Source organism: Parolsenella sp. LCP21S3_E11, assembly GCF_052118165.1.
Taxonomy (GTDB): domain Bacteria; phylum Actinomycetota; class Coriobacteriia; order Coriobacteriales; family Atopobiaceae; genus Parolsenella.
The window spans coordinates 43,185-66,986 of record NZ_JBQKHS010000002.1 but is presented as its reverse complement, the minus strand read 5'-3'; the positions used below and the strand labels follow the sequence as shown (position 1 = coordinate 66,986).

Here is a 23,802-nt window from a genome sequence, read left to right as displayed (position 1 = left end):
CGCCGCCGTTCCGCGCGCCCGCCGTCGCCTCGCGCGCCACGTCGGCGTTTGTTTCCACCAGGTGGCGCTCTGCGTTTCTCGGAGGGTCCCTCCGGCGCGGGGTCGTATTATGGTGGGCGGACAATACGCCACCGCGGGCTAGCCTCGCGGCGCAGAAGCTAGGAGACCCCCCATGGCAGAGAACAACGCCCAGCTGAAGGCAGACATCGAGGAGTTCGTCGACCGCGTGTGGCCGGAGGTCCTCGATGACATTGAGGCTCTCGTTGGCCACTGCAGCGAGGAGGACCTCGAGCATGCCACCGAGGGCGCCCCTTGGGGCCCCGGTCCCCGCGCCGCCCTCGACGAGGCGCTCTGCATCGCCAACGTTTGCGGCCTCGAGGCGCATGATTGCGAGGGCTACCTCGGCTATGCGGACCTCGTCGGCGAGTCCGAGAAGCAGATCGCCACGATCGCGCACGTCGACATCGTCCCGGCTGGGCCGGGCTGGCACACCGATCCCTTCGAGATGGTTCGTCGCGACGGCTGGATCCTCGGCCGCGGCGTCATTGACGACAAGGGCCCCGCGGTGCTCTCGCTCTACGCCGGCCGCTTCTTCGCGGAGCGCGTTGCGGCCACGGGCAAGCGTCTGCCGTACACCCTGCGCGTGATCCTTGGCGCCAACGAGGAGACCAACATGGGCGACGTCGAGTACTACCTCGACCACAACCCCGAGCCGGACTTCCTCTTCACGCCGGACGCCGAGTTCCCGGTGTGCTGCGGCGAGAAGGGCCTCTACGGCGCGACCTTCCGCTCCGCTCCCATCTCCGGTTCCGTCGAGGGTTCCGTGATTCGCGCGATCGAGGGCGGCAGCGCCACCAACGCCATCCCGAGCCTTGCCGCAGCTATCGTCCGCGCGGATGCCAGCACGCTGCCCGCCGCGGCTGACCTCGAGATCGAGGACGCCAGCGAGGACGGCGAGACGCTCGCCCGCATCACTGCGCACGGCATCGGCGGCCACGCGAGCATGCCCGCCGGCACGAAGAACGCCATCGCCATCCTCTGCGCCTACCTGCTCGAGAACGGTCTCTGCTCCGATGCCGAGCGCACGTTCCTCGAACTCGAGGCTACCATCCACGCCTCCACGGACGGCTCGAGCCTCGGCATCGCCGCTACGGACGACATCTTCGAGCCGCTCACCTGCATCGGCGGCACCCTGCGCCAGACCGTAGACGGCCGTCTCGAGCAGACGGTCGACTCCCGCTACCCCAAGTCCACGACGTCCGAGGCGATCGACGCGGAGCTCGAGAAGATCGCTGCCGCCCACGGCTGCGAGTTCGAGCCCGGCCGTGCCGTCGTGCCGTTCTACGTCTCGCCGGATTCCCCCGAAATCCAGACGCTCGTTCGCTGCTACAACGAGTACACCGGCAAGGACACCAAGCCCTTCACCATCGGTGGCGGCACTTATGCCCGTCATTTCAAGAACGCCGCGAGCTTTGGCCCGGAGGTGCCGGGCCTCGAGACGCCGGAGTGGGTTGGGTCCATGCACGGCCCCGATGAGGGTGCGAGCGAGGAGCAGCTGCGTGAGGCGCTGAAGATCTACATCTATGCCATCGCCGAGCTCATGAAGCTCGAGCTTTAGAAACTCGCTCGGGCTTGGCCCTTGCTTAGGCCGCGCCCGGAGCCTGCGTTTGAGGCTTGGTCCCTTGCGTCCGAGCTTGAGGAACTGACATTAGGAGGTATTCCGCGTGGAGCACGCGAAGCAGATTTCCGAGTCCATCGAGATGGGTGCCATCATGGCGCTCGCCGGCGGCTTCATGGACGCCTATTCCTATATCGGTAGGGGAGGTGTCTTCGCCAACGCTCAGACGGGAAATATGCTGCTCGCGGCCGTGAACCTATCGAGTGGTGACCCGCACTCGTCTCTCAAGCACCTGCTTCCAGTCATTGCCTTTGCGCTTGGCATCATGATGGCGGACCTCGTGCATGAGCGCTTTGCGAGTGTGCTGCACTGGCGCCAGGAGACGGTCCTCGTCGAGGCGGTAATCCTGTTCGTCGTGAGCCGTCTGCCGGAGAGCCAGAACCTGCTGGCGAACTGTCTCACGTCGCTCGCGTGCGGCACGCAGGTCGAGAGCTTCCGCAAGATCCACGGGCATGGCATCGCGACGACGATGTGCATCGGCAACCTGCGTTCGGCGCTGCAGAACGTCGATGACTTCATCATCACGCACAACCGTGGCTTCCTGCTTAACGGCCTGCTCTACTTTGGCGTTATCGCCATGTTCATGGCTGGCGCGGTGCTGGGCAACGCGTGCATCGGCTGGTTTGGCCTGCACGCCATCGCCGTGGCCTCCGCCTTGCTCGCGCTGGCCTTCACCGTGATGTTCGTTGACCGCGAGGGCAACGAGGACTAGCTGCGACCAACATAGAACGCAGTTGCGCCCGCAGAAGGGATCTCCTTTCTGCGGGCGCTTTTGCAAACCTGCAAAAGGGAGCCTGAAATGGGGACAGTCCCTTTTTCAGGTTGCGGCGGAAAAGTTGACAAAGGGACTGTCCCTTTGTCAACTTTCTAGCGGTCGGGCTCGTTTTCCATGGAGTTGGCGACACCGTGCATGACGTCGTCGCCGGAAAGCGCGCTGAGGAGTGTCGCGAAGCCGCGGGCGACGGGGAAGACCTCGGCGTCCGTGGCGCCTTGGGCAGCCTCCACCAGAACCTCGACCACGCGCTCGGTGGGTGCGAGCGGGATGTTGGCACGGCGGAGCGTCTCCTCGACGTCCTCTGCCGCCACGCCATCGGAGCTGTTCTCGACACGCAGGCTCATAAGCTCGATATGAGCCGCCATGCTGCAGGCGGAGTGGCTCATGACTGCCTTCTGATAGCACGCATCCGCGACGTCAGCCTCGCCGAGCTTCCACTCGAGGAACGCGAGGCGGTAGTAGCACACGCCCACGCTCTGCGGGTCGAACGCGTACTCGAGCTGCTGGATGAGCTCGTTCGCCGCGGCCTCGAAGTCGTGGTTGAGCTCGAAGCAGCGGGCGGCGCGGAGCGTGCCGGAGACGTCGAACGGGCAGAGGTCCTGAGCGCGGCGGGCGAAGCCAAGGGCTTCCTCCTGGCGGCCAGAGTCGATCAGGGCACTCGCCATGAGGAGCTGAGCGGCGAAGTAGGCGTCTGGCACGAGGCAGACCTTCTCGCCCTCCTTGGCAAGAAGCCTGTTGTAAAGCGCGCGGGAGACATAGCTCGTGAACTCGCGCCAGACAACGCCGTTGCCGTCCGAGTAGGTATCGAGGGCGTCGACCGGGGCGAGGACGTCTGTGAGCGTCTCGATGGCGTCCGCAGACTTGCCGCTCGTGACCTGGTCGAGCGCGATCGCCGTCGCGCGGGAGAGGGCGCCGCCGTTGACGAACTCGTCCACGAAGGCGAGGGAGTCCTTATCGTCAAGACGGCCGTCGATGATCGCCTGGGCGCAGCGCTCGCCGGCCTCGCGCACCGTGGCGTCACGGTCATTCTGCGTGAGGTCGAGGATGCGGCGGACATCCCCCAGCGTGGTGCCGCCCAGCTGTCGTGCGACGGCCTCGGCCACCTGGGAGCGATGCGCGTCCTCGTTGATGCCGAGGTCATGCACGTACTTCGTACCAAGGAGGCTGGCCTCGAAATCCGGCAGGATGCGGCTCGAGAGGTCGACGTTGTCATAGCGACTCGCGGGGCAGAAGCGCTCCGCCTCCGGCACGAAGCCCTGCTCGACCGCGCAGAGGCGGTCTTCCTCGATGCGGAAGTCGACGCCCAGCTCGCGGCAGAGCTCGCGTGCGTCGAAGGGCTTCGAGAGGTCATGCTCGCGCAGGGCCTCTCGCGAGATGTCTGCGCTGACGAGGCACCGGCGTCCGCGCGGGCTCTTGTCGACCACGGCGACGAACGCATGGCAGAGGCGCCTCGAGCTGCGGAAGGCGTGCGCCGCGAGCAGGAGCGTCAGACGAAGGGCGTAGTCCGTCGCCATTTGGTCACGCATCTGGGAGGTCGCCGGGATGATGCGGTCGAGTTCCTCGGAGTAGACGGAATGGGGTTGGCAGAGGGCGTCCCTGTAGGGTGTCTCGATCGCGATGTCGCCGCCCATGAGGTTCACGCGGAAGCGCACGGAGAGGCGGAGCGGCAGGCGAAGGCTCTCGATGCCCGCGGAGAAGGTCTGGCGCACGCCCCACTCGCCGGCGACGTCGAGCATGCTCGCCTGCTTGATTGGCTTGGTGCCGAGCTGCGCTGTGATGGTGCTCGCAAGGCCCTGGTTGAAGGCGTAGCACTCCTCGAGCGTGGCGGTGTGGTCGAGGCCCTTCCAGGCGAAGAGCGCACGATTAAGGGCGCCTTCGAGCGCGATTACGCGTAGGGCCTCGCGTTCCGGAATGCGGCGCTTCGTCGTGCGGAGGAAGAAGCTCTTCGTGCGGTAGGGGAGGACGACCTCGAAATCCGGGATGTGAGCGCCGGGGTCATCGATCCCGGCTTCCTGGAGGCCGCGTGCGAGGTAGAGGGAGAAAGCGTCCGGGTGCGGGGCCGTGGGGTCGTCGTCCGCCGCGCGCTCCTGGGTGAGGGTGTCGCGCGTGAGCGTGCGGAGCTCCCTCAGGGGATTGTCCGCCTCGGCGAGGCGGCGGGAGAGCTCCTCGATGTCGCGTGGCTCGTCGTAGAGCGGGGCTGCGGGGATGTCGGCGTCAGTGGCGTTAGGCGTGCTGCCAGACGCGACCGTTGCGGCGCCGGCGTCGCTGGCCTGCGTGGCATCATCCGCCGCGATGCCGGCAACGGCGCCATTCTCGGCGTCTTTTGCCGTCTCGGCTGGGTGGTCGGTTGCCTTGCGGGGCGGGAAGCTGATGATGCCGTCGCGCGAAAGCCTGCCGAGTAGGAAGCACACGACGCTGACCAGGCCCAAGATGGACCCGATGGCGAAGCCAACCAATACCATGTTCGCGCTGTCGCCCATGAGCTCCTCTCCCAGCACCGAGGCGTCGTCCTTCAGTGGTTCGCGCGTCTGCGCGCCTTTATAATCTGCCTATCTTAGCTAACTATACCCGGCTACGGCGCGGCGGTGTCTCCTGGATATGGCACCCTCGCACACGCACATAAAACCGCACGTTTTTGGCGTGTCGCGGGAAGCCGGAGATCCGCGGTGCCGCACCGTGCCGAATAGAGGAGGAGCCTCATGCCCGTAGACATCAAGAACCTCGCCGCGCAGATCACCGAGGCAATCGTGAACGCCCCGGAGCTCGCGCAGGAGCTCATCGACTCGCCCGCGCAGACCGTCGAGCACATAACCGGCCAGAGCGAGGCGGACCTCACGGAGCTCTTCCAGGCCGTGCTCTCGAACCTCTCGAAGGTGGGCGTCGACCTCTCTGGCCTCGACCTGACGAAGCTTGACCTGACTGCGATCGACCTCTCGAGGCTCGACCTCGGCGAGCTTGCCGGCATGGCGAAGTCCCTCGGCATCAGCTTCGCCGACCTCGCGGGCGCCGCTTCTGGCCTGCTTGGTGGTAGCGGCGTTTCCAGCCTCCTCGGCAGCCTCTTCGGCCGCAAGTAGTCGCTGCGCTCGGCAGTGCTCGCAACCTGCGCACCTCGCGCAACCGGCGGCGCACCTCGCGCAGCCGTCGCCGCGGCGCGCGACTTCGCCATAGCCTACCGCTTGTAACGTTTCGAGGCCAAAAACGCGCTCAATTCCTTACAAACGGTAGGTTTCGTGCTTCGTCCGGCGTAGCGTGCGTGTGCGCAGGCGGCGTCGCGCCCCGTGTTTCGTCCGGCGTCGCGCCCCGTGCCGGGCGAGCGCGTCGCGACCTAGGCGAAGCGGTGCAGTAGCAGGCCGTTTCCGGGCAGAAGCTCGTGCTCGGCGTCCTGTCCGCGTGGGACGAGGAGGGCGAGAGGGTGCAGAATCGGCGAGCGGGTGTCGAGGTTGGGCTTGGCCGCTCGGGCCTCAGCGGCGATGGCCACGGCAGCCTTCGCGGCGGCGAGGTCTCCCGTGGGCGCCACCTCGGTCGCACCAATCGCCGCGCCGATGGCCCCGACGGCATCCTCCCTGCTCACGCGCCACACCACGACCTGCGTGCCAGCCCCGTTCGAGAGGTTGTAAAGCGGCGTGGCCGTCTGTGCGGCCGCGACGATCGTCTGGATCGCGAAGTTGTTCTCGTACGCGAGGGCCACGGCGTTCGCATGAGCGCCCAGGGAGCGCATGCGCGCGGCGATCGAGCCTGACGCGTCCGCGACGCCCCTCTCGGCGTCCTCGCTGGCTACCGCGGCAACGAGTCCGGTGAGCTCGCCGGCGTCGCAGCAACACACGATGCCCTGGCGCACGACATCGCCGTCGCGACGCGCCACGAGGTAGAGTGCGCGTCCCAGGTCCTGCATGTAGGCGCCTGAGGCGACGAGCGCATCGAGCTCGGTGGCGGTCGCGGGCTCGCACATCTCGCCCATGCGCGTCGGGTCGGGTCGGACGCTTGAGAAGGCCTGGATCTGCATCGTGTTCCTCCAAACTGAAAAGCGGCTGGGGGCCAAGGCCACCCAGCCGCGCGGGATCGGGCGAGCGAGCCGTTGCGGCCGCTACTTGATGACTCGCACGCGATAGATCGCGGGAATCGCCTTGAGGGCTTCGATCGTAACATCCTCGAGGTGCTCGTCGGTGTCGAACATGGTGTACGCGTTCTCGCCGGCGCTCTCGTTGACCATGCGCTGCACGTTGGCGTTGTCCTTCGCGAGGATGGCCGTGATCTGGCCGATCATGTTGGGGACGTTTGCGTGCAGGCACGCGATGCGGCTCGCGGCGCGCGCCTTGCCCATCGAGCAGGTGGGATAGTTGACGGAGTTGGCGATGTTGCCGTTCTCGAGGTAGTCCTTGAGCTCGCTGATCGCCATGTCCGCGCAGTTGGCCTCGGCCTCGCCGGTGCCCGCGCCGGAGTGCGTGGTGATGAAGGTGTTGGGCATGCGGACGGTCTTGGGCGTGGCGAAATCCGTCGCGAACCAGGAGAGGCGACCGCCGCGGAGCGCCGCGTCGACGGCGTCTTCGTCCACGATCGTCTCGCGCGCGTAGTTGATGAGGATGGCGCCCGGCTTGAGCAGGCCGAGGACGTCCGCGTCGATCATCGAGATGGTGTCGGCCTTGCTGGGGACGTGGAGGGTGAGGTAGTCGCAGTTGCGGCAGAGGTCCTCGAGCGTGCCCACGCGTTGGACCTCGCGCGAGAGCACCCACGCGTGCTCGACGGAGATGAACGGGTCATAGCCGAAGACCTGCATGCCGAGGTCGACGCAGGCGTTGGCGACCTTCGAGCCGACGTTGCCGAGGCCCACGACGCCGATGCGCTTGCCCTTGAGCTCGTGGCCGACGAACGCCTTCTTGGCCTTCTCGGCGTTGACCAGGATGTTCTCGTCGTCCGCGTGCGCTCGGACCCAATCCATCGACTGCACGACGCCGCGGCTCGAGAGAATGAGCATCGCGAGGACGAGCTCCTTGACGGCGTTGGAGTTGGCGCCCGGCGAGTTGAACACGACGACGCCTCGCTTGGCGTACTCCTTGATGGGGATGTTGTTCACTCCGGCGCCGCAGCGAGCGATGGCACGGACGGATTCCGGCAGGTCATAGCCGTGGAGGTCGGTCGAGCGCATGAGGATGGCGTCTGCGCCATCGGCATCGGGGACGAAGTCATAGCCCTCGCCGAATTCGACGTCGCCGTCCTTGGTGATGTCGTCGATCGTCTTGATGTGACGCATTACGCATGCTCCTTCTCGAACTCGGTCATGTAGTCGACGAGGGCGCGGACGCCTTCGATGGGTACTGCGTTGTAGACGCTCGCGCGCATGCCGCCCACGAGCCTGTGGCCCTTCACGCCGGAGAGGCCGCGAGCGGTGGCGCCTGCCACGAACTCGGCGTCGAGCTCCTCGCTGCCCGTGCGGAACGTAACGTTGGAGATCGAGCGGCTCTCCGGCTGAGCGTGGCCGTGGAAGACCTTGCTGTGGTCGAGAAAATCATAGAGCAGGCCGCTCTTCTCAAGGTTGCGCTCGCGCATGGCCTCAAGGCCGCCCTGCTCCTCGATCCAGCGGTAGACCTTGCCGCACAGGTAGATGCCAAAGGTGTTGGGCGTGTTGAGCATGGAGCCCTTCTCGGCCTGGGTGCGGTAGTCCATGTAGATGGGGCAGCTGGGGATGGCGGGGCCGTCCTCGATGAGGTCCTCGCGCACGATGACGACGGTCACGCCCGCGCAGCCGGCGTTCTTCTGGGCGCCGGCGTAGAGCAGGCCGTAGCGGGAGACGTCGATGGGCTCCGCGAGGAAGCAGCTCGAGACGTCGCCGACGAGCGGAAGCTCGCCGGTGTTGGGGATGTCGTGGAACTGCGTGCCGAAGATGGTGTTGTTCTGGCAGAAGTACAGGTAGTCATAGCCGTAGATCTCTGCGAGCTCGCCAACGCCGACGACGCTGGGCACGCGGTCGAAGTTGGTCCACTCGCTCGTGGCGATGACCTCGGCCTCGCCGTATTTGCGAGCCTCCTGGTATGCCTTCTTGGAAAAGTTGCCAGAGACGATGTAGGCAGCACGGCCTGTTGCCATGAGGTTCATGGGGATGCCGGCAAACTGAAGCGTGGCACCGCCCTGCAGGAAGAGGACCTTGTAGTCGCTGGGGATGTCGACGATGCGACGGAGGGTCGCCTCGGTCTCGTCGAAGATCTGCTGGTAGGTAGAAGATCGGTGGCTCATCTCGAGGACACTCATACCGCAGCCGCGGTAGTCGAGCATTTCCTCGGCGCACTCTGTGAGCACGCTTTCGGGCAGGGCCGAGGGCCCCGCTGCGAAGTTGAAGACGCGAGCCATGTGACCTCCTTGCCGTCGGCGAACCGACGCCTCGTTGCCCCGCGGGATGTTGGGGCTAGTTGCAAGTGTCATTAGGATAGCCGTATCCAGTAGTTTTTCGTGTTAAGCCTTGGTAACGGAGCTCGAAGGTTGGCTGCGCTCGTGGGCGGCGCGTGCGCTGGCGGGCGTCCGGCAGGTGCCGGCGGAGAGCAACGTGGAACCAGTGCCTCCGCCTATGACTCGTCCGTGCTCTTGGCTTCGTCGAGGTAGCTGTAGAGGGTGTACTTCGAGATGCCGAAGTACTTGCAGACCTTCGGACCGCTCTTGGTGATGAGGAAGGCACCCGTGTCGTTGAGGTAGCTGATGGCGCGCACGCGCTCCTCCTTGTTCATGAGGGCGGCTGGCTTGCCAACGAGCGCGACGCTCTGCTCGATGAGGTCATCGAGCAAGTCCGCGACGTTCTTGACGATGGGCTCGGGGTCGCCGGTCGGGTCATCGTTGGGACCGATGCCGGTCAGCGCGGAGAGGGTGTCCGCGGCGGCGGAGATAAGCGTGATGTCATAGTTGATGCCGAGGATGCCGATGGGCGTGCCTTCCTCGTTGCGGATGAAAACCGTGCTAGAACGCAGGATGCGGCCATCGTCCGTCTTGGTGAGGTAGGCGAGGCGGTCGTCGAGCTTGTGGAGGCGGCCCGCCTTGGCGGCCTCGAGGACGACATGGCTGGGGCCGTCGCCGACGGTGCGGCCGGTGACGTGACCGTTCTCGATCGCGACGATCGAGCGACCTGGATCGGTCGTCTCCAGGTCATGGATGACAACTTCGCAGTTCGACCCAAACTGTACGGCAATGGCGTGAGCGAGACGAGAATAGAAGTCGACTTGGGTTGCGTCCATGAGAGGCCTTTCAAAAAGTTTAGGGTGAATCCGCTGGTCTCTCGACCGTTGTACCGTATTGTAAACGGTTGAGCTAACTTAAAGTATGGTACTAGATTACGACACTTAATAAGTAAGGGAGAGCGATGCCGTGCGCGCTGACGGGTGACTGGCCTGTGGCGTCGGCAAGTGGGGCTGCCCGGGCGACGTCTGCTAGTCGCGCCTTTAGGGCCAGAAGGAGCAAATCATGGATGCCAAGTCCTTCGTTCTCAAGGGCGATATCTGCTTTAACGCCACCCCACAGGAGGTCGTCTGCGTGCCATCCGGTTACGCCGTGTGCGTCGATGGCGTCTCCGCCGGCGTGTTTGCCGAGCTCCCGGAGGAGTTTGCCGTGCTTCCCCTCATCGATTGCGGCGACAACCTGATCATCCCCGGCATGACCGACCTCCACATCCACGCCCCGCAGTATGCGTTCCGCGGCCTCGGCATGGACCTCGAGCTGCTCGACTGGCTCGACACTCACACCTTCCCGGAGGAGGCCCACTACGCGGACCTCGACTATGCCGGCCGTGCCTATGACATCTTCGCGGATGATCTGCGCCGCAGTGCCACGACGCGTGCCGTCGTCTTCGGCACGCTCCACGTTGAGGCGACCGAGCTTTTGATGGACAAGCTCGAGGCCTCCGGCATCACCTCCTACGTGGGCAAGGTGAACATGGACCGTAACGGTGGCGTTGACCTCGAGGAGGACACCGAGCAGTCCGCAGCTGACACTCGCCGTTGGCTTGCCGACGTCGACGGTCGCTATGAGCACACGGCGCCGATCATCACCCCACGCTTCACGCCGAGCGTCACCGACGAGCTCATGGGCGAGCTCGCGTCGATTCGCGACGAGTTCGGCCTGCCCGTCCAGAGCCACCTTTCCGAGAACCTCTCGGAGTGCGGTTGGGTCAAGGAGCTGTGCCCGTGGTCGAGCTGCTATGGCGACGCGTATGACCACTTCGGCATGCTGGGAGATCGCACTGTCATGGCCCACTGCGTCTATTCCGACGAGACCGAGACCGAGCTCCTGCGCAGCACTGGCACGTATGTGGCGCACTGCCCGCAGAGCAATGCCCAGCTATCGAGTGGAATCGCGCCCGTTCGTCGTTACCTCGACCTTGACATGAACGTCGGCCTCGGCACCGACGTAGCAGGTGGCGCGAACCTCTCGATGTTCCGCTGCATGGCGGATGCCGTGGCGGTTTCGAAGCTGCGCTGGCGCCTCGTCGACGATGACCTTGCTCCTCTGACGACGCAGGAAGCTCTGTGGCTTGCGACGGCCGGCGGCGGCTCGTTCTTCGGTCGCGTGGGCTCTTTTGCCGAGGGCTACGAGTTCGACGCCCTCGTCCTCGACGATTCCGCGATTCGCACTCCGCGCGAGCTTGACGTTTGGGAGCGGGTCGAGCGCTACGTCTACCTTGCTGAGGAGGGTGGCCGCCTCGTGCACAAGTTTGTTTCCGGCCGCGAGATCAACCTCTCCTAGGAGGGTTGGCGCGGGTCCGTCCAACTGGGCGGGCCCGCGTTTTTTGGTTTGTCTGGCCATCCGTTGTCTCGGCTTTGTCTGGCCATCCGCCGTCTCGGCTTTTGTCTGAACCTACCTCTTGTAACGTTTCGGGGCCGAAATCGACGGCGAACCCTTACAAGAGGTAGGTTTCGGCGAAGTGCCTGCGTCGGCCGTCCGCCGCGCGTCTCGCCGGTCACGCCGTGCGCTGCCCTAGGCCTTGTGCCAGGCAACTCGTCGTGCCACCTGGCTTTTGTTTCACGCTGGCGAGTGCTCCAAACAATCTGTTTGGCTGCGGGCGAATCTGTTGGCCAGTATCGTGCGTTGTTGTCGCTTGTGAGTAACGAAACCCCAGCTAACTCGCGTGGCAATGCCGACTAAAAAAGATACCGTTCGCCGAAACGTCACAAATCGCTTGAATAGCGAACGCGGGGATAAACCTGCAGATATAACAAATAGTTAGGGCTAAAAACATAATGTACGCGCACCGCCGCTCGCCAGAGGAACGGCATGGGTTCGCGGATGAATGGCAACAATGGGTTCAAGTCATGGTCACGAGGCCATGCTGCGCGCGGCGGGGGAGGGCCCGCCGGCGTTGCGCGAAACGGGGACACCCGCCCGCGCCGGGAGACGACAGGTTCCGGTCCCAGCGAGACGGCTAGCCCGTCCGTTCCGGGAGACGACAGGTTCCGGTCCCAGCGAGACGGCTAGCCCGTCCGTTCCGGGAGACGGCACCGCCGCACACCCAGCGAGACGGCACCCGCGTGCGCCACGCGAGGCGGAGCAATCCGTCAGCCGGAGTCCGGCCGCGCTTCCATCAAAGAGTCGCAGGTGACAAACCCCGCCTGCCCGTTGGAGGGAGCACTATGCTGATCGTCGGCAATGGTCGTGTCATTACTCGCGACTCCAAGAACCCCTATCTCGAGCGCGGTGCTGTCGCCATCGATGGAGACACCATCTCCGCCATCGGCGATGAGGAGGAGCTCAAGGCCGCTAACCCTGGCTACGAGTACGTCGACGCCCACGGTGGCGTCATCATGCCGGGCCTCATCAACTGCCACACGCACATCTACTCCGGCCTCGCCCGCGGCCTTGCCATCGAGGGCTGCAACCCCACCAACTTCCTTGAGAACCTCGAGCAGCAGTGGTGGAAGATAGATGACAACCTCACGCTGGACGGTACCCGCGCCTCCGCCTACGCCACGATTCTCGACTCGCTCCGTGACGGCGTGACCACGATCTTCGACCACCATGCCAGCTTCTGCGAGATTCCCGGCTCCCTCTTCGCCATCAAGGACGTCGCCAAGGAGCTCGGCATGCGCTCCTGCCTCTGCTACGAGGTCTCCGATCGCCGCGGCGAGGAGAAGCGCGACCAGTCCATCGCGGAGAACGCCGAGTTCGCAAAGTGGGCCCATGACGCCCGCGAGGCCGGTGACAACATGATCGCCGCGATGTTTGGCGGACATGCCACCTTCACCCTGTCAGACGAGACGATGGACAAGATGGCCGAGGCCAACAACGGGCTCACCGGATTCCACATCCACGTCTGCGAGGGCATGAACGACGTCTGGGACTCCCGTCTCAACCGTGGAGGCATCTCGCCCGTCGAGCGCCTGCTCCAGCACAACCTCCTCGGTCCGGACACCATGCTCGGCCACTGCATCCACGTGACGCCCGCCGAGATGGACATCATTCGCGAGTCCGGCACCTGGCTCGTCAACAACCCCGAGTCCAACATGGGCAACGCCGTTGGCTGCGCTCCCGTCCTCGAGTTCTTCCGTCGCGGCATCCCGGTCTGCATGGGCACGGACGCCTACACCCACGACATGCTCGAGAGCCTCAAGGTCTTCCTGATCATCCAGCGCCACAACGCCGCCATGCCCAACGTCGGCTGGGGCGAGGCCATGACCATGCTCTTCGAGAATAACGCCAAGATGGCCACGAAGTACTTCGGCCGCCAGCTCGGCATCCTCGCGCCCGGCGCCGCCGCCGACGTCATCGTCATGGACTACCCGGTCTTCACGCCTTTCTCGGACGAGAACATCGACGGCCACATGCTCTTCGGCATGATGGGCAAGAACTGCCGCACCACCATCGTCAACGGCCAGGTCCTCTACAAGGACCGCGAGTTCGTCGCCTTCGACGAGGAGCGCATCAACGCCTGGACGCTCGAGCAGTCCAAGAAGCTCTGGGGCGACCTGAACCACCGCACCTACTAGTTAGTTCTCCTTCGGGCCGGCGCAAGGGCGCTGGCCCGTGGGCGTAGCCGGGCTGGGACCTGGCTACGCGTCCTCGTCCGGATGGGGTCTGGACGAGGACAAGGCGGCCTCCGCGGGGCCGTCGCGCGGGCGTAGGCTCGCCCGCGTTATCCACACTCGCCACGTCGCGCGGTCTCGACGGGGCAGGAGAGGAGCTCACACTATGAGCGACGTCATGAGGCCGATCCCGTTCGCACAGCTGATGAACTGGATCATCACCGAACACGCAGACAAGGGCAGCATCTTCGGCATCCGCAAGATTGTGCGTCACGAGGGTGGTGCCGATGCGATCTTCGCCGAGAAGATCGAGACGCCCTTTGGTCCCGCCGCTGGCCCGAACAGCCAGCTCGCCCAGAACATCGTCGCCTCCTACGTGGCCGGCGCCCGCTTCTTCGAGCTTAAGACCGTCCAGGTCATGGACGGCGAGGAGCTTTCTGCGTGCGTCAACAAGCCCTGCATCGTGGCCGAGGACGAGTGCTACAACTGCGAGTGGTCCACGGAGCTCACCGTTCCGCAGGCCATGGACGAGTACATCAAGGCATGGTGGGCCTGCAAGCTGCTCGCCCGCGAGCTCGGCCTTGGCGACCCGGACGGCTTCGTCTTCAACATGAGCGTGGGCTATGACCTCGAGGGCATCAAGAGCCCCAAGGTCGACGCCTACATCGAGGGCATGAAGGACGCCTCCAAGACCGACGTCTGGGCGGAGTGCCAGGCCTGGGCCAGCGCCAACCTCAACCGCTTCGAGAACGTCGACCAGGCATTCGTCGACTCCGTGAGCCCGCGCGTCTCCTCCTCCGTGACCGAGTCCACGCTCCACGGCTGCCCGCCGGCGGAGATCGAGCGCATCGCCACCTATCTCATCACCGAGAAGGGCCTCAACACCTACATCAAGTGCAACCCCACGCTCCTGGGCTACGAGTACGCCCGCGAGCGCCTCGATTCCCTTGGCTTCGACTACATCGCCTTCGACGACAAGCACTTCCGCGAGGACCTGCAGTGGGCGGACGCCATCCCCATGTTCGAGCGCCTCATCAAGCTGACGGTCGAGCGCGGCCTGTCCTTCGGCGTCAAGCTCACGAACACCTTCCCCGTCGACGTCACCCGCAAGGAGCTCCCGAGCGAGGAGATGTACATGAGCGGCCGTTCGCTGTTCCCGCTCACCATCCACCTCGCGCGCCGCATCTCCGAGCAGTTCGACGGCAAGCTGCGCATCTCCTACTCCGGCGGCGCTGACGCCCAGAACATCCGCGAGGTCTACGGTGCCGGCATCTGGCCCGTCACCATGGCCACGACCGTCCTCAAGCCCGGCGGCTACGAGCGCTTCTCCCAGATCGCCGGCCTCCTCGCCGACGTCGCTCGCAAGGATGACGTCGACGTCGCCGCGGTCGCCGCTCTCGACGAAGCCGTCGCCGCCTCCCCGAAGTACAAGAAGCCTGTCAAGCCGATGCCGACCCACAAGCTCGACTGGCCGCTCCCGCTGACGAGCTGCTTCACCTCGCCCTGCCGCAACAACTGCCCGATCGAGCAGGACATCCCTGCCTACCTCGCTGCCGTCGACGAGGGCAGACTCGATGACGCCCTCGCGATCATCGCTGAGCGCAACGCCCTGCCGTTCATCACCGGCAACCTCTGCCCGCACCCTTGCGGTGCCAAGTGCATGCGTGCCTTCTACGAGCCCGAGGGTGCCGCCATCCGCGCGAGCAAGCTGAAGGCCGCCCGCGGTGGCATCGATTCCCTGCTTGCCGCCATCAAGGCCGGTGGCGTCAAGGCCGTCGAGGGTGCCGCTGACCACAAGGTCGCCATCATCGGTGGTGGCCCGGCTGGTCTTGCCTGCGCCTTCTTCCTCTCCCGCGCCGGCGCCGACGTCACGATCCTCGAGCGCAAGGAGACCCTGGGCGGCGTCGCTCGCCACGTTATCCCGGCATTCCGCATTTCTGACGAGGACATCGACCGCGACGTCGAGCTCTGCCTCGCCTATGGCGCCAAGGTCCAGACCGGCGTCGAGGCCACGTCCGTCGCTGAGCTCAAGGCCGAGGGCTACACCGACGTCGTCGTCGCCTGCGGTGCCTGGGCGCCCGGCCACGTGGGCCTCGAGTACGGCGAGGAGATCGACGTTCTCGAGTTCCTCGGTGCCGCCAAGAGGGGAGAGGACCTCTCCGCCCTCGGCACCGACGTCGTCATCGTCGGCGCTGGTAACACCGCCATGGACGCCGCCCGCGTCGCCAAGCGTCTCCCCGGCGTCGAGAACGTCCGCATCGTCTATCGCCGCACCAAGCGCTATATGCCCGCCGACGAGGAGGAGCTGGCCGAGGCTCTCGCCGAGGGCGTCGAGCTCTGCGAGCTGCTCGCTCCCAAGGGCCTCCGTGCTGGTGTCCTTGCCTGCGACAAGATGATTCTTGGCGAGCCTGACGAGTCCGGCCGCCGCAGCCCCGTCGCCACCGGTGAGGTCATCGAGGTCCCGGCCACGTCCGTGATCTGCGCCGTGGGCGAGCACATCGAGGGCTCCCTGTACGAGGCCGCCGGCGTCGAGGTCGACCGTCGCGGTCGTCCGGCCGGCTGCGCCACGGGCGTCGAGGGCGTTTGGGCCGCCGGTGACTGCCGCCGTGGACCCGCTCGCTTCGTTGACGCGATCGCCGATGCGCAGGAGGTCGCCAAGGGCATGCTCGGCGTCGACTTCTCCGCCTATGCCAGCGAGAACGTCCGCTCCGGTCACGAGGACGAGTGCTACGCCCGCAAGGGTGACCTGCGCCTTGGCTGTGCCGGCTGCTCCAAGAACTCCGGCTGCCTCGGCTGCGCCACCGTGTGCGAGGCCTGCTGCGACGTCTGCCCGAACCGCGCCAACGTCGCTATCACCGTGCCGGGCCTCGCCCAGCACCAGGTTGTCCACGTCGACGGCATGTGCAACGAGTGCGGCAACTGTGCCGTGTTCTGCCCGTGGAGCGGCCGCCCCTACAAGGACAAGCTCACGCTCTTCTGGAGCGCCGAAGACATGGGCAACTCCGAGAACCAGGGCTTCCTGGCGCAGCCCGACGGCACGTTCCTCGTGCGCGTTGGCGGCAAGACCGCTGCCTACGACGTCGATGACGCCGCCTGCGGCCTGCCCGAGGAGGTCCGCCTGACCATCAAGGCCACGCGCGACTCCTACGGCTACCTGTTCGCCTAGAAGCGAGATTCGGGCAGTCTCTTTTTAGGACGGTCCGTAAGGTCAGCCAAGTACGTATCGATTCAAGACCTGGGTGGCGCCGGGAGCGTCCGGCGCCACCTTCCGAGGGGAACGACCATGGGTGAGATGACCCCCAAGACAGCCAAGCCAAAGGCCCCGGCCCGTCCGCGCAAGCCGCGTCCCATCGCGTTCGTGCGCTGTGGCGGCGGCAACAAGACCTGCGACGGCGCGCCGTCGTGCGGCCAGGGCTGCATCGGTTGCGGCAGCTGCGTCGAGGCTTGCAAGTTCGGCGCCATCAGCATGAACGAGCACGGCGTGGCCTTTGTCAACCGCGAACTCTGCCGCGGTTGCGGGGTCTGCGTGCGCAAGTGCCCGAAGGGCGTCATCGAGCTCGTCGACCCGGATCGCCCGATCCGCGTGCGCTGCGTGAACACCTCGCACCCACAGACGGCAAAGGACAAGTGCCACATGAGCTGCATCGGCTGCGGTCGCTGCGTGCGCGTCTGCCCGACGGGCGCGATTAGCCTCGACCATGGACACGCCCGCATCGACTACGACGAGTGCATCGCCTGTGGCATGTGCGCAGTCACCTGCCCGCGCGGCGCCATCTCGGACGCCGGCGGCATGTTCGCGGCAGTGTAGGGGAGACGACATGACTACCAACGAGAAGAAGACCGCCGTCGCGGCGCAGGGCGCGCCGTCCGAGGCGTATGAGATCATCGTCAACGGGCGCGTCGAGGTGGCTCGCGAGAACAAGTCGCTCCTCCGCTTCCTGCGCGACAACCTCCACATCACGAGCGCCAAGGACGGCTGCTCCGAGGGTGCCTGCGGCGCCTGCATGGTCATCGTCGACGGTCGCGCCGTCCGCGCGTGCGTCCTCACGACGAAGCTCGCGGCCGGCCGCACCGTGACCACGGTCGAGGGCCTCACCCACGAGGAACAGGAGGCCTTCGTCTATGCCTTCGGTGCCGTCGGCGCGGTCCAGTGCGGCTTCTGCATCCCCGGTATGGTCATCTCCGGCACCGCCCTCGTGCGCAAGAACCCCGATCCCACGGAGGCCGAGGTCAAGCGTGCCATCCGCGGCAACGTCTGCCGCTGCACCGGCTACAAGAAGATCATAGAGGGAATTCTGCTCGCCGCCGCCATCCTTCGCGGCGACGAGGCGATCGATCCCGCTCTCGAGCGCGGCGATGATTACGGTGTGGGCAAGCGTGCCTTCCGCGTCGACGTCCGCCGCAAGGTCCTCGGCTTCGGCAAGTACCCTGACGACCTTGACCAGCGCGACTTCCCGGACATGGTCTTCGCGAGCGCCGTCCGCTCCCGCTTCCCGCGTGCCCGCGTGGTGAAGATCGACTTCGACAAGGCGGCCAAGCAGCCCGGCATCCTCGGCATCCTCACCGCTGACGATGTGCCCGTCAACCAGGTGGGCCACCTCATCCAGGACTGGGACGTCATGATCGCCGAGGGCGACATCACCCGCTGCGTCGGAGACGCCATCGTGCTCGTCGTGGGCGAGACCCCGGCCCAGGTCGAGCGCGCAAAGAAGTTCGTGAAGGTCACCTACGAGCAGCTCGAGCCCGTCCGCAACATCGCGGAGGCCGCCGCTCCGGACGCCCCGCTCATCCATGACGGCTTCCTCGCCTTCGGCAACCAGGTGAAGCTCGAGAACAACATCTGCCAGCAGCGTCACGTCACTCGCGGCGACGCCAAGACGGCGCTCGAGAACTCCGCGTTCACGGCAACGCAGAGCTTCACGACGCCGTTCACCGAGCACGCCTTCCTCGAGCCCGAGTGCGCCGTCGCTGCCCCTTACAAGGACGGCGTGAAGATCTGGTCGACGGACCAGGGCGCCTATGACACGCGCAAGGAATGCGCGCACATGTTCGGCTGGGACGCCACGCCCGAGCGCGTCGTCGTCGAGACGATGCTCGTCGGCGGCGGCTTCGGCGGCAAGGAGGACGTCTCCGTCCAGCACCTCGCCGCGCTGGCGGCGGTGCACTTCGGCCGAGCCGTCAAGTGCCGCCTCACGCGCCAGGAGTCGATTAACTTCCATCCGAAGCGCCACCCGATGGAGGGTACCTTCACGCTCGGCTGCGACGCCGAGGGCAACTTCACCGCGCTCGACTGCGAGATCAACTTCGACACGGGCGCCTATGCGAGCCTGTGCGGCCCGGTCCTCGAGCGCGCCTGCACGCACTCCGTCGGCCCCTACAAGTACCAGAACACCGACATTCGTGGCTACGGCTACTACACCAACAACCCGCCTTCCGGCGCCTTCCGCGGCTTCGGCGTGTGCCAGAGCGAGTTCGCGCTCGAGAGCCTCATCGACATCCTTGCCGAGAAGGTCGGGCTCGACCCGTGGGAAATTCGCTACCGCAACGCCATTGAGCCGGGCGAGGTCCTCCCGAACGGCCAGATCGCGGACTGCTCCACCGCCCTCAAGGAGACCCTCGAGGCCGTGAAGGACGCCTACTACGCGCATCCCGGCCATGCGGGCATCGCCTGCTCGATGAAGAACTCGGGCGTCGGCGTCGGCCTTCCGGACGCGGGCCGCTGCAACATTCGCGTCGAGCATGGCCGCGCCGTGGTCTATGCCGCCACGTCCGACATCGGCCAAGGCTGCAACACGGTCTTCCTGCAGGACGTCTCCGAGGCCTGCGGCCTTCCGCGCGAGCGCATCGAGAACGGCGAGTGCTCGACCGAGAACGCGCCTGACTCCGGAACCACCTCCGGCTCCCGTCAGACGGTGGTCACGGGCGAGGCCGTCCGCGGCGCCTCGTTCCTGCTGCGCGACGCCATGATCGCCTACGAGCGCGACCACACCCTCCCCGAGGGCCCGGTCAGCGCCAAGGGCGACGGCAAGAGCTTCTCGTTCGCGGACGGCACGAGCTTCGAGGTGACCGCCGCCGAGCTCGTCCCCGGCAACACCCGCACGGCGGCCGACCCCGTCGCCGCGCTCGAGGCGCTTGAGGGCAAGGAGTTCTTCTACGAGTATCTCGAGCCTACCGACAAGCTCGGAGCCGACGTCCCCAACGCGAAGAGCCACATCTGCTACGGCTTCGCCACGCATGTGGTTGTGCTCGATGACGATGGCCGCGTGACCGATGTCTACGCCGCGCACGACTCCGGCAAGGTCGTGAACCCGATCGCCATCCAGGGCCAGATCGAGGGTGGCGTCCTCATGGGCATGGGATACGCGCTTACGGAGGACCTGGGGATCGAGGATTGCATCCCCGCCGCCGGCTACGGCAAGCTGGGACTCTTCCGCGCGACGGACATCCCCGACATCCATGCCATCTACGTCGAGCGTGACGAACAGCTGCCCGTTGCCTATGGTGGCAAGGGCATCGGCGAGATCGCGACCATCCCGACAGCCCCGGCCGTCCAGAACGCCTATCGCGCCCTTGACGGTAAACTTCGCCCGAACCTTCCGATGGTCGATACCTATTACTCTCGAAAGAGGGCAAAATAGGACATAAAAGAAGGCATACTGGGTTGGTAAGCTGACAGTAATGGTAGAGAAACAACCCGGGTGGAAAATATCTCTGAAGGAACGCGATTGGAAAGGTGGTAGCTATGGCCGAGTTGCTTCGCATGGACAACATCAGCAAGGCATTCGGCACGTTCTACGCGAACAAGAACGTAAACCTCGATATCGAGCAAGGCGAGGTACATACGCTTCTTGGTGAGAACGGTGCCGGCAAGTCGACGCTCATGAACGTCCTCATCGGCCTTTACCAGCCAACTGACGGGCACATCTTCATGCGCGGGCAGGAGGTGCACATCACCAATCCCGGCGTCGCCGTCGAGCATGGCATCGGCATGGTCCACCAGCACTTCATGCTTATCGAGGACATGACGGGTCTCGAGAACATCATTCTGGGCGACAAGCGTCACAACTCGCCGCTGCTCCAGATCGCGGATGACCGCAAGGCCATCGAGGAGCTCATGGATCGCTACGGTATGGAGATCGACCTTGACGAGAAGGTCGGCGACATGTCCATCGGCATGCAGCAGCGCGTCGAGATTATGAAGGTCCTGTTCCGTGGCGCCGACCTCGTCATCCTCGACGAGCCCACTGCCGTCCTGACGGACCTCGAGGTCGAGGGCCTGTTCGACATCATGCGCTCGCTCACCGCCGAGGGTAAGTCCGTCATCTTCATCTCCCACAAGATGCGCGAGGTCATGCGCATCTCCGATCGCGTGACGGTCCTCCGCCGTGGCGAGACCATCAAGACGGTCCGCGTCGCGGATACCACCGAGCAGGAGCTCGCGGACCTCATGATCGGCCAGAAGTTCACGGAGAACACCTACCAGAAGGTCTCGGACGCCTCCGAGGTCGCCTTCGAGCTCAAGGGAGTCTCTTACCAGCCCGAGGTCAAGCATGGCGGCCTCAAGAACGTGTCGCTCGCCATCCACAGGGGAGAGATCCTCGGCGTCGCCGGCATCGACGGCAATGGTCAGAGCCAGCTCGCCGCCCTCGTCACGGGCCTTCTTAAGCCCGAGTCCGGCGAGGTCATCGGTCCGGACGGGTCCGCTATCGGCCTCTTCAGCCCGAGTGCCTTCATCGAAACCGGCCTTGGCAACATCCCCGAGGACCGCAACAAGATGGGCCTTGTCGGTGACATGACGGTCGCCGAGAACCTTGTGCTCAAGGCTACCGAGGACGAGCGCTTCTCCGCCGGCCACGGCGCCTGGCTCAAGCTCGACGCCATCCGCGAGCACGCCGAGCGCCTGCGCGAGGAGAACGACATCCGCTGCACCTCCGTCGAGCAGACCGCCCGCTCGCTCTCCGGTGGCAACCAGCAGAAGGTCATCCTCGCCCGCGAGCTCGATGCCCACCCGAAGCTTCTCGTGGCCGTCTATCCCACGCGCGGCCTCGACATCGGAGCCACCGAGTTCATCCATGATCAGATCATCGCCCAGCGCGACGCCGGATGCGCGGTCCTTCTCATCTCCGCGGACTTCGACGAGGTGCTGAAGCTCTCGGATCGCATCACGGTCCTGTTCGAGGGCGAGATCATGGGCACGTATCCTGGCGCGAATCCTCCCATCAAGGAGATTTCGCTCGCCATGGCAGGAAAGTAGGAGGGGAGGGACAGTGGCTGACAACAAGAAGAAGGCGGCGCCCTCGAAGAGGGGTGCCCTGAGCGAGGAACAGCTGCGCGAGAAGCGCCTGACGATCATCACGCCGGTTGTGTCCGTGCTCCTTGCCCTCATCATCGGCGCGATCATCATCGCCTGCCTCGGCAAGAACCCGATCACGGGCTATGCCGCGATGCTGAAGGGCTCTCTTGGCGATATCGGCAAGATTGGCAAGACGCTTGAGCGTGCCTGCCCGCTGATCTTCACGGGTCTTGCCGCCGTGTTCGCCTACAAGTGCGGCGTGTTCAACCTCGGCGGCGAGGGCCAGTTCATCATGGGCGCCTCCGCCTCCGCGTACTTCGTGCTGAAGCTTGGCCTCACCGGCCCGTCCGCCATCGCGGTGGGCCTCGTCGTGGGCATCGTCTTCGGTGGGCTGTGGGCGCTCCTCCCGGGTATCCTCAAGATCACCCGAGGGCTCAACGAGATGATCACGACGATCATGTTCAACTACATCGCCCTGTACTTCATGGAGTTCCTCTACAAGAACGTCTACTCCGACCAGGGCCTGCCCCAGACTCCCGCCATGCCCAAGTCCGCGCATCTCTTGGACATCGGCCCCGCGCACTTTGGCGTCCTGATCGCCATTATCCTCGGCATCCTCGTCTGGTATGTGATTTTCCGCACGTCCTTCGGCTTCAAGATTCGTGCCGTGGGCATGAGTCCCACCGCTGCCAAGGTCAACGGCTTCCCTGTCCGCACGCTCGTGCTGCTCGCCTTCGTCATCTCCGGCGCCATCGCCGGCCTCGGTGGTGCCATCGAGCTCTTCGGCAAGACGCCGTTCCGCCTCGCTGACGGCTTTGGCTCCGGCTTCGGCTTCGACGGCGTGGCAATCGCGCTTATCGCGCAGCTCAACCCGCTTGGCGCCATCGTCGTCGCCCTGCTCTTCGGTGTGCTCTCCACGGGCGGCACGATGATGCAGTCCGTCATCGGCGTTCCCACGGCGATCATCGACATCATTCGCGGTCTCATCATCATCTTCGCCGTCGCGGGCATGGCCCTGGTGAAGCTGCCCAAGATCAAGGCGTACATCGCCTCGCTGGGCAAGAACAAGAAAGCTGAGGTGAAGGCGTAATGGATTTCATGGTTGCGCTTCCCACCATCGTCAGGGCGATGGCTATGGGCGCCGTGCCCATCCTGCTCGCCGCCCTGGGCGAGGTCTTCTCCGAGCGTGCCGGCATGGTCAACATCGGCCTTGAGGGAATCATGGCCGTGGGCGCCTTCGTGGCGTTCGCCGTTGGCAAGGTCACGGGCAACCTCTGGCTCGGCCTACTCGTCGGCATGGCCACGGGCGTGCTCATCAACATGATCTACGCGTTTTGCACGGTCACCCTCTGCTCTGACCAGGTGGTTACGAGCATGGCTGTCAACATCCTCGCGCCGGCCATCGCGCTCTTCGGCTACAACCTGTTCGTCGGCTCCAATCCCGAGAACGCCACCGGCGCACAGATGCCCAACATCGCCATTCCCGGCTTGTGCGATCTCCCGGTCATCGGCAACGGCATGTTCAACCAGTCGCTGCTTGCCTACATCGCGTTCCTCCTCGTGCCCGTTGTTGCGTTCTTCTTCAAGCGCTGCCGCGCCGGCCTGTCGTTCCGCTCCGTGGGCGAGAAGCCCCAGGCCGCAGAGACCCTGGGCATCAACGTCATCCGCACCAAGTACGTGGCCTGCATCCTGTGCGGCGCCCTTGCCGCTGCGGGCGGTGCCTTCCTCACGATCTGCTACACGCCGATTTACACGAACGGCATCGTCGCGGGTCGCGGTTTCATCGCGCTGGCGACGGTCATCTTCGGCCGTTGGAGTGCCGTGGGCGTCATGCTCGCGAGCCTGCTCTTTGGCTTCTTCGATGGCGTGAACGTCGCCCTTCAGGCTCAGTTCCAGTCTGCGCCGGTCATGTTCTTCAAGATGATTCCGTATATCTTCACGATCGTGGCCCTCGTGTTCTTTGGCTCGAAGCACGCTGGCCCGAAGGCCAACGGTCAGCCGTATAACCGCGAGATCCGTTAGCGATACAATGAGACGGTGACTCGCGGGGGTGGGTCACCGTCTC

Annotated in this window: 16 protein-coding genes; 11 read left to right on the top strand and 5 right to left on the bottom strand. The window is 65.2% G+C overall.

Going from position 1 to position 23,802, the window contains the following annotated elements; translation table 11 throughout:
* Positions 1-172: 172 nt before the first annotated feature.
* Together ACTQ1Z_RS03865 and ACTQ1Z_RS03860 are read left to right on the top strand one after the other, a co-directional pair.
* The gene (locus ACTQ1Z_RS03865; RefSeq protein ID WP_320678629.1) at positions 173-1,618 is read left to right on the top strand and encodes a Sapep family Mn(2+)-dependent dipeptidase; all 1,446 of its coding nucleotides are present in this window, start codon (positions 173-175) and stop codon (positions 1,616-1,618) included.
* Positions 1,619-1,724: 106 nt separating this feature from the next.
* Entirely contained in the window at positions 1,725-2,390 is a 666-nt protein-coding gene (locus ACTQ1Z_RS03860; RefSeq protein WP_441858884.1) for a YoaK family protein, read from the top strand.
* A gap of 155 nt (positions 2,391-2,545) precedes the next feature.
* Here ACTQ1Z_RS03860 and ACTQ1Z_RS03855 read toward each other — a convergent pair whose 3' ends face one another.
* On the bottom strand, positions 2,546-4,951 hold the full coding sequence (locus ACTQ1Z_RS03855) for a tetratricopeptide repeat protein (RefSeq protein WP_441858882.1): 2,406 nt from the start codon (positions 4,949-4,951) through the stop codon (positions 2,546-2,548).
* Between the two features lie 201 nt (positions 4,952-5,152).
* Between ACTQ1Z_RS03855 and ACTQ1Z_RS03850 the strand changes: the two genes are divergently transcribed.
* Positions 5,153-5,527: a hypothetical protein gene (locus tag ACTQ1Z_RS03850; RefSeq protein WP_441858880.1), complete on the top strand. Its 375-nt coding sequence runs from the start codon at positions 5,153-5,155 to the stop codon at positions 5,525-5,527.
* Between the two features lie 251 nt (positions 5,528-5,778).
* Here ACTQ1Z_RS03850 and ACTQ1Z_RS03845 read toward each other — a convergent pair whose 3' ends face one another.
* The 4 genes from ACTQ1Z_RS03845 to ACTQ1Z_RS03830 all read right to left on the bottom strand — a co-directional run bounded on the left by ACTQ1Z_RS03845 (position 5,779) and on the right by ACTQ1Z_RS03830 (position 9,667).
* Positions 5,779-6,456, bottom strand: a complete 678-nt coding sequence (locus ACTQ1Z_RS03845; RefSeq protein WP_441858878.1) for a DUF1015 family protein — start codon at positions 6,454-6,456, stop codon at positions 5,779-5,781.
* 81 nt (positions 6,457-6,537) lie between these two features.
* Entirely contained in the window at positions 6,538-7,701 is a 1,164-nt protein-coding gene (locus ACTQ1Z_RS03840) for a phosphoglycerate dehydrogenase (RefSeq protein ID WP_441858877.1), read from the bottom strand.
* A complete protein-coding gene (serC, locus tag ACTQ1Z_RS03835; protein WP_441858875.1) occupies positions 7,701-8,795 on the bottom strand; it encodes a 3-phosphoserine/phosphohydroxythreonine transaminase in 1,095 nt (364 codons plus the stop codon). The genes ACTQ1Z_RS03840 and serC overlap by 1 nt, the downstream gene beginning before the upstream one ends.
* A 212-nt stretch (positions 8,796-9,007) precedes the next feature.
* Positions 9,008-9,667 (bottom strand): helix-turn-helix transcriptional regulator, encoded by a 660-nt coding sequence (locus tag ACTQ1Z_RS03830; protein ID WP_441858873.1) that lies wholly within the window; start codon positions 9,665-9,667, stop codon positions 9,008-9,010.
* A gap of 226 nt (positions 9,668-9,893) precedes the next feature.
* Here ACTQ1Z_RS03830 and ACTQ1Z_RS03825 point away from each other — a divergent pair, with 226 nt between their 5' ends.
* The 8 genes from ACTQ1Z_RS03825 to ACTQ1Z_RS03790 all read left to right on the top strand — a co-directional run bounded on the left by ACTQ1Z_RS03825 (position 9,894) and on the right by ACTQ1Z_RS03790 (position 23,759).
* The gene (locus ACTQ1Z_RS03825) at positions 9,894-11,171 is read left to right on the top strand and encodes an amidohydrolase family protein (protein ID WP_441858871.1); all 1,278 of its coding nucleotides are present in this window, start codon (positions 9,894-9,896) and stop codon (positions 11,169-11,171) included.
* A gap of 884 nt (positions 11,172-12,055) precedes the next feature.
* Positions 12,056-13,408, top strand: coding sequence for a putative aminohydrolase SsnA (gene ssnA, locus ACTQ1Z_RS03820; RefSeq protein ID WP_441858869.1), 1,353 nt, complete (start codon positions 12,056-12,058; stop codon positions 13,406-13,408).
* Between the two features lie 202 nt (positions 13,409-13,610).
* A complete protein-coding gene (ygfK, locus tag ACTQ1Z_RS03815) occupies positions 13,611-16,610 on the top strand; it encodes a putative selenate reductase subunit YgfK (protein ID WP_441858867.1) in 3,000 nt (999 codons plus the stop codon).
* 117 nt (positions 16,611-16,727) lie between these two features.
* A complete protein-coding gene (locus ACTQ1Z_RS03810; RefSeq protein ID WP_441858865.1) occupies positions 16,728-17,252 on the top strand; it encodes a 4Fe-4S binding protein in 525 nt (174 codons plus the stop codon).
* Between the two features lie 10 nt (positions 17,253-17,262).
* Entirely contained in the window at positions 17,263-20,082 is a 2,820-nt protein-coding gene (gene xdh, locus ACTQ1Z_RS03805) for a selenium-dependent xanthine dehydrogenase (RefSeq protein ID WP_441858863.1), read from the top strand.
* A gap of 104 nt (positions 20,083-20,186) precedes the next feature.
* On the top strand, positions 20,187-21,698 hold the full coding sequence (locus ACTQ1Z_RS03800) for an ABC transporter ATP-binding protein (RefSeq protein WP_441858861.1): 1,512 nt from the start codon (positions 20,187-20,189) through the stop codon (positions 21,696-21,698).
* Positions 21,699-21,711: 13 nt separating this feature from the next.
* The gene (locus tag ACTQ1Z_RS03795) at positions 21,712-22,827 is read left to right on the top strand and encodes an ABC transporter permease (protein ID WP_441858859.1); all 1,116 of its coding nucleotides are present in this window, start codon (positions 21,712-21,714) and stop codon (positions 22,825-22,827) included.
* The gene (locus ACTQ1Z_RS03790; RefSeq protein WP_441858857.1) at positions 22,827-23,759 is read left to right on the top strand and encodes an ABC transporter permease; all 933 of its coding nucleotides are present in this window, start codon (positions 22,827-22,829) and stop codon (positions 23,757-23,759) included. Before ACTQ1Z_RS03795 ends, ACTQ1Z_RS03790 begins: the two co-directional genes overlap by 1 nt.
* Positions 23,760-23,802: the final 43 nt, after the last annotated feature.